Genomic DNA, 7369 nt, shown 5'->3' with positions numbered 1-7369 from the left:
ATCATTTAATGCGAAGGTAAAATCATTTAGAAACGCCATGAGAGGAGTAAGGGACGTGAACTTCTTCCTTTTTAGGCTCGTTAAACTATATGCCTAATGGCAATCCCCCAAGTTTTCAACTTGATCCCGTTAAAACCTATGAAAAACCGACAAGTATAAATTAAAAATGGCTCTGTAATCAATTGATTACAGAGCCATTAAGTGCCCAGAACTGGATTCGAACCAGCACACCCTTGCGAGCGCTGCGACCTGAACACAGTGCGTCTACCAATTTCGCCATCTGGGCAACTGATTTTTGTTCAGGGAGTGCAAATGTATTACATTTTTAAAATTAGCCAAATTTTTATTTAACCTTCTATTTGAAGATGCCAACAGCTGTATTAAAGATTACGCAAACTGAAATAGGAAAACTCCGCGCTATCCTGCTCATTTCCCTTGTAATGTAAGCCTAGTCGAGGGCTTCTATCCCATTGAGGCAAAGACTTTATTTCTTCTGCTGAACCCACTTGTTTCCAGGATGCCTGGCCAGCCTGATAGAAGAACTTAGAGACACGGCCTTCAGACATAGCTAGCTTCAGACTGGTTATGCCTGAAGGAGCCTTTATTGCATGGAGGATGAGATGTCTATTATTATCTACCTTCCATACTTTGATACTATCACCTTGCACACCGACGCCTATGGCAACGCCTGCATCTCCATATACGACAAGTCCTTTAAGCGCCTTATTACGGTTAATAACACTTGTTGTGATCTCAAAACTGTCTGAAGTTGGCCTGACTGTCAAAGCGATTCCGGTCAGGTTATCGCTGGTGGTAGTTCCTGATAGGTGAAGCGTGCCCTTGTGGATCTTTACGGAAGGATCAGCATGGCGAAAGTCCCACTGCCAGAAATTTGACAAGGCCGTGGTGTTAAAATCGTCGCGTAGTTCACTGGGAACTGCCATATTATTGGATGCTATTTTCAAAGCTGGCCAGCCATCCTTCCCTTGCCAGGTTAAGGCAGAAAGCATTGCTTCCCGGCCAGTAAATACATTGCTCTTCCTGTTGTATCCGTGGTGTAAGTAGTAAGTCTCTCCCTTATCTCCTGGCACAAAGGTACCGTGCCCCATACACTTCCAGCTATCATTTTCGTGAAGGATGGGGTTACTGCTATATAGCTGATAAGGGCCCTTAAGACTGGTAGCACGAGCTACATGAACCGCGTAGCTGCAGTCTTGTCCGCAGCAGTTGCCGACTGAATAAAACAGATAGTAGTAATTATCCTTTTTCAATATACTCTGACCTTCCATACCAATACGGCTACTATCTTTTAACAAGGAGAAAAGTTCTCCTTCTGTTTTCAGACCATCTGCAGACAACCTGGAACCCAGGAGTTCAATAGGGCGGTCATCCAATCCATAGGCCTTGAAGGTGATATACAACTGACCGTTATCATTGAAGACAAAGGCATCAATGGCTTCTTTTCCGTGCTCAATCAGCACACCATGATCGGTAAATCCATGATCCGGATATTGAGAAGTTGCCACCCCTATGTAGGAACGATTATCTGACTTCCTCCGGGCGGTATAATACAGGTAGTAAGTCTGACCAATTTTATAATATTCGGGTGCCCAGAAAGACCCAACTGTCCATTCTGGAGATTTGTCGAATACATATCCGGTCTGACGCCAGGTTTTCAAGTCAGACGATTTAAATACCGGAAAATGAGGTGCCCACTCAGAAGATGTGCCGGTCGCATAATATACACTATCGACCTTTATTACCGACGGATCAGCAAAATCGCCGGGAATTACGGGCTCCGTAGCCTGAGCAGACATCTTTTGACAGATTAACGCGGAAACGGCAAATAACAGAAAACTACAATAATGTTTGATCCTGAGCATGAAGTACGTGGTTGAGACAATGACTTAAATGTATTCAGGTAGCCTTTACCTGATTAAGCGACTAAAATATAAATTATGCGGCTTAATTCATCATCCGTTCATCCTTTTCTACTAAAGATGTATTTTATTGTGTGACCGGATGCTGATAACGGTAGTCAAACATACTTCGTATCCTGCCTTCATTGTCTCTCACCAACTTTAAGCGTCCATGGCTATCGTAGTTATAGTAAGTTGTTCTGCCTGCGACGTCCGTTTGACTAGTCATACCGATTTCATCTTTGTAGGTATGATAAGTCATGAAGGCTCCCTTTAATTGCTGTTGCAGTGACTGCAGGTGGCTCCTCAATGCTGCTTCTCCGGACGGCTTATCCAATAGTCGCTGGTCAATATAACGGCGCACTGTGTCATATACGGCATTAGCGATATGCGCCACTGGATACCGGCTATTATATCCCCATAAGAGCACCTCCCGCACGTCAGCTGCCTGAGATTGCTCAAGTATCTTACCTTTCGGGCTATAGCTGTAAAAGACCACCCCGTCCTCTATCCTACCATTACCTACCTGCAACTGCCTCGATTGTGGCAATACTAAGCCATTTGGAAAAATAGCGTACCTATTCCACAACCTGAGCGTCTGCTTACTACCAAGGGTCTCAGTCTGTTCCAGCACCGGACTCACCATATTCATACGTATCATGGCTAGTCGCGCAACTTCCGCTGTACCCGTGTATGACAGGTCGGGCGGGTAAAGTTGTCTGACAGACTTCCAGCTGCCATTACTTGTTCTCTTCGCTATGATCGTTGGCTGTGCGTGTACAGGATTACCGTAAGTATACGCAGTTACTGCCTCCACATAACTATCTCCTTCACTACTGTAAGTCAGCATGCGCGTGGTATCAATATACTGCCATTTTGAATAATGGCTGTATGTAATCAGATCAAAGCCTGCGAAATCTTCAAACTCAACATTATTACGCGTACATACATTCCTTCTTCTGCTATTGACCAGATAGGCTTTTATTTCCTGGTTGACCCGCGAATCTTCCTTGTAATGATAAATGATCTTTTGAACAGACTTCCTCATTCCACGCTCGATGCGGAAAACATGGGTCATGGTCTCCAATCCGTTCCGCCATGCACGACTGGTAAACGGAGCCCCTGGCACGACTTCTCCCATCGTAATAAAACCTGGCATATCGGCAGCCAGCGTGTAAGTGTGAGCGGTACCCCCATTTTCAAAGTTCTCACCCTCTGACTCCACCACATAAGTATACGACACCGGAGAATGCCCATAAGCATAGATATTGTTGACCGACCCTGAATGCATAGTATAATAGAAACAACTGGTAAATGTACATCCAGGGAACACCCCGGAACAAGGTTGCTGCATATCCAGATAACGACTGTACACAGACTGAAATATTCTGCCGCCCGACGACCGACCAGCATCTGACTCCTGGTCATACAAATACCTCTTCACCAGCTGCGTTCCGCCTATAGGATCCCTGGTAACAACTTTCTCTACCCGCATGCCACCCGCATCCAGGTTACCCTCCTTCACCGTTTTGACACCAGGGAGAAATGAAAAGCCAGCCAGACAACTAACGGCAGCTCCGTGTGAGAGTACTTCCACACGATAAGTACGCCCTGCAGTCAAAGTAAGGATCTCCTGCGCCCTTTGTCCGGGCCACAATGTCACAGTGTACAGATTACTTCCGGTTGTAAGATCCAACACACTAATGTTTGCAATATGGTGCCTGTCGTCATACTCATATCCTGCATCCCCATCAAAGGTGCAGTAAACGTTTAATGCAATCTCCTGGCCTGTTTGTACCAACAGTTCAGGAGATGTTTTCCGAACTGTATTAAACCTGCCAGCCCCCGCACCGCCAATGCGATAAGATACCGGCTCAGGCATCACCTCATATGTACCGCATACCTTATTTCCTCCATAGATAATCGTATCAAATCCGCCGGTGGGATAGACTATCTTACAGAGCAACCCATTCCCGGCAAACTTAGGGTCAATACCCCTATCCGCCGTAGCTTCCGGAAATTTCTGTTGCTGTGACAATGTAACAGGCCTAGGTATCAGCGTCGTATTATTTCTTCCGTTAAAATACCCGAAATGATCCTGGGCAAATGTAAGCCGGGGGGGCATGCTATCCATCTTGTAATAACTGAAAGAATGCTCCTTACTGTCGCTAATTTCCGTACCATACTCTTTAAGACCAGACAAGAAAGGCCTGAAACAGAAACTGGAATCAGATTGCCACGTATTAAGATAGGACACAGCCCTGGCGTAAACATACGACAGCCGGAACGTTCTGATAGCACTTGAAGCTCCCGCCGGAATAACCTCGACCGATGATAATAGTTTGTCCGTAACATCCTTCCGATCAATATAACTGAACTTCACCGTTGTTCCATCTGTACTACGAATGGTCTTTAATACAGCAGCAGTGGCAGATATATCCGACAAGCAAGTCGTATTAGGTATCAATCCGCATCCCTGGTTTGTGCCTTCACATACCTGGCGCACTCCGGCATCTGCATACATCGTCTGACTGATACCCGCGGTATAAAGCATACGTATACGGAAGTAATCAAAGTAAACAGTGTCCCTGTTAGGATGGACGATAGCTGATAAATACCAAGCGGTAACCGCACCATCCGGGACAGACTTGCCACAATGCTGTCCGATAGAAGACTTAACAGATATATCTCTGGCAGAATCACTCCCAAAATAATACTGAATGCCATCCGGATCTGTAATCTTCCATCTTAACACCGAGGTCTCATCATACACCTTTTCCACCTTCAGTGCCGAATGAGCCAGCTGCACAACATTTTCATCTGCATCCAACACAAACCGTCCGCTGTATTTTCCGAAGGTAAAAGAAAACACGTCAGGTTCGGCGTCAAACCGCTGCCTGTCAGGATCATCGGCCAATGACGTTAAGAAGGCAAATAACGCATTATTCCTCACAGGATAAGTGGAAGGCGGGGTCAGACAACTGACTTTCTCGTCAGAACCACCATATACTGTACGCGTAATTACCCCACCCGCCTGCAAATTCCACGAGGTACCTGTACGCGAAGCTATTTCATCCGTCTTTATGCCATTACTACTATAACTCAGTGACACCGGCAGCTCAATATTTGCGGTTGTGTAAGTAAACAACGGTATGCTAAATGACGCTGTCCCCGTATTTAATCCTACATTAATACCGCCATATTTCCCAAGCGAACTGGCATTCGGTGCCGGAGGTAATACCTCAGTAAGCTTGTTGTAATTATTACCTGAACTAGTCTGCGCACTGACACTAGTTACCAGCAATAATATACATCCAATCAGGATATCAATAACTTTGGATACGCTCATAGCTTATGTACATTTTCTTTTACAACATTTCCTCCAGGAAGCTATAACTACAAGATTAGCTGCGTAGGCGCAAAATATACCCACAGCCAACCTGGAAGCCATTTCCCCCGGGATCACTTTAAACAAAATTTGATGAAGAGTTTTAACAATTCCGTCTGAAGAAGCTATTGTGCAAATAACTTAACAGGCTACAAACAATTACTGGTTAACGTACTATCATAATCGATAGTAGAACGCTTGTAAAGTTAAAAATAAAAATTCAATATTTCCATACCTTTTTGGAACCACCGCGTCAAAATATTTAGTTTTTTTAACGTAGGTTTCCATACTACATTGATATAGTCGTCAGCGCTTCTTAACCCCCTTCTTGCCCATATTCAAAACACTTTTCCGGCACCTCCACGCAACCGCAAGACGTCCGTTGTCCTCCAATGCGCATGGCACTAAAGGAAAGCAACATCATTCCGCCAGAACTACATAACAATGTTGACATACTTGAACTAAGTAGAATAAACTGGCTCCAATTATCAATAACCCATATCCCAGCCACAAAACACTCACAGCCTAAGCTGCAACTCGATTCGCCCATAGCTGTCCCTCCATAAGAAATAACGGCCGATACGCGCTTTGGAATTAGTCGATGTCGCAACAGTACTGCTTGGGCTAATTAACGTACATGCTGTTTCAAAGTCCCGGACGAGACACATTCTCACCTCAATCACCGCGTCAAAACATCGGCAGTCTTCTCAAAGAACATACAGCTACATCTCACATGCATGTCATTTACTAACTATTCAAAAATCTGCCTATCCGTCTGCATGCAATGCAAACACATTCTTTCAATCAGAAAAAGGATAAAATATGATCAATAGCAAGCAAAACAGTTTCCCTCTCTAAACCACCGCGTCAAATTACTACCAATTCTTTCGATAACCACCTGGCAACGAAGTCTGACCTTTTGCCAGTCCCGTATCATTCTAAAAACTATCCCTACAATAAAATTATATTCATTGCCTTCATGTAATAATGAAATGAACTATTGAGCAGACCCTATACAAAATTCGACTCAATCAGATCTACAGGCCGCTTCCCTACTGACTTTAGTCGCGCAGTGCAACCCGTTTCTCCGTTACCTCTAGTCTAATGCCCAAAGAACCCAGACTCACTGCAAGACATCCCAGATGGTCAATCTTACTACACACCGCCTCTGCAACTATTTATCTTCAAAACCGTTCAATTGCCCGCACTCAAATCTTCCATATGCAACTCCGGTTAATTTCGATATTTCCTGCCTGCAGATTACTGTCTTTTCGACCGCTTGTCCATCTAAAAAAGGCAAAAATCCTATCCGAGAATACATCTACATAAGCCGCTTTCCAAAAGTCGTCCAATTACAGCATCATCCACCGAACCACCGCGTCAAATCCATTTTTGCTTGTTCGTCGCTTTGCCGTCGCTAGTTCGTCGCTTGTTCGTCCACTCTCCCTTCCAGATATATTAACCCCTTAACACCGCCTCAAACAATACATCCTAACTAACTCTTTTACAGACAAGCAATCCCACCTCCCAATCTGAAAACACTTCTTCGCAGTAACAACTGCACATTTTCTCAGTATCTTTGAATAAGCAACCAGATACTTATTAGCCACCTTTATCGGGAATGAAGGCCCATGTCAACTAGTAATGGTTTAAACATACCGGCATAAAATAATTGAAGTGAAACGCTCAACTCCACATATTATCATAACTTACTTTATCGCCCTTGTCTGGCTGGTCAACGGACTATGCTGCAAAGTATTACATCTCGTCCCCCGGCACGAACAGATCGTCGCAAGGATATTAGGAGATCAATACGCGGCAACACTCACCATCCTGATTGGTATTGCAGAAATAGCGATGGCGATATGGATAGTAAGCGGCATCTGCACACGCTTCAATGCCATCCTACAGATGATCATTATCGGATTAATGAACGTCCTTGAATTTCTGCTGGTCCCTGACCTGCTACTATGGGGCAGAATAAACGCCTTGTTTGCAGGAATTTTCATGCTGATGATCTACCTGAATGAATTTAAACTGAATCCTAAAAAGACTTAAGTGC

Annotated in this window: 3 protein-coding genes and 1 tRNA gene; 1 reads left to right on the top strand and 3 read right to left on the bottom strand. The window is 44.4% G+C overall.

The genetic code is table 11. From position 1 onward, the window contains the following. Nucleotides 1–202 precede the first annotated feature (202 nt). From K1Y79_RS26595 to K1Y79_RS26585, 3 genes are all read right to left on the bottom strand, one after another. Nucleotides 203–286: transfer RNA gene (locus K1Y79_RS26595), tRNA-Leu, on the bottom strand. Between the two features lie 94 nt (nucleotides 287–380). Continuing rightward, nucleotides 381–1817, bottom strand: a complete 1437-nt coding sequence (locus K1Y79_RS26590; RefSeq protein WP_236059857.1) for a family 43 glycosylhydrolase — start codon at nucleotides 1815–1817, stop codon at nucleotides 381–383. Nucleotides 1818–2007: 190 nt separating this feature from the next. Further along, on the bottom strand, nucleotides 2008–5268 hold the full coding sequence (locus tag K1Y79_RS26585; RefSeq protein WP_220253246.1) for a hypothetical protein: 3261 nt from the start codon (nucleotides 5266–5268) through the stop codon (nucleotides 2008–2010). A 1716-nt stretch (nucleotides 5269–6984) separates the two neighbouring features. Between K1Y79_RS26585 and K1Y79_RS26580 the strand changes: the two genes are divergently transcribed. Beyond that, nucleotides 6985–7365, top strand: a complete 381-nt coding sequence (locus K1Y79_RS26580) for a DoxX-like family protein (RefSeq protein ID WP_220253245.1) — start codon at nucleotides 6985–6987, stop codon at nucleotides 7363–7365. Nucleotides 7366–7369: the final 4 nt, after the last annotated feature.

This window comes from Chitinophaga rhizophila, assembly GCF_019492185.1.
Taxonomy (GTDB): Bacteria; Bacteroidota; Bacteroidia; order Chitinophagales; family Chitinophagaceae; genus Chitinophaga; species Chitinophaga rhizophila.
The sequence above is the reverse complement of the archived record's forward strand: the minus strand, read 5'-3'. Positions and strand labels throughout refer to the sequence as shown.

Excerpts from the sequence above, each read along its gene's own strand:
- K1Y79_RS26585 (WP_220253246.1), bottom strand. The coding sequence starts at position 5,268 with ATGAGCGTATCCAAAGTTATTGATATCCTGATTGGATGTATATTATTG.
- K1Y79_RS26590 (WP_236059857.1), bottom strand. The coding sequence starts at position 1,817 with ATGTCTGCTCAGGCTACGGAGCCCGTAATTCCCGGCGATTTTGCTGAT.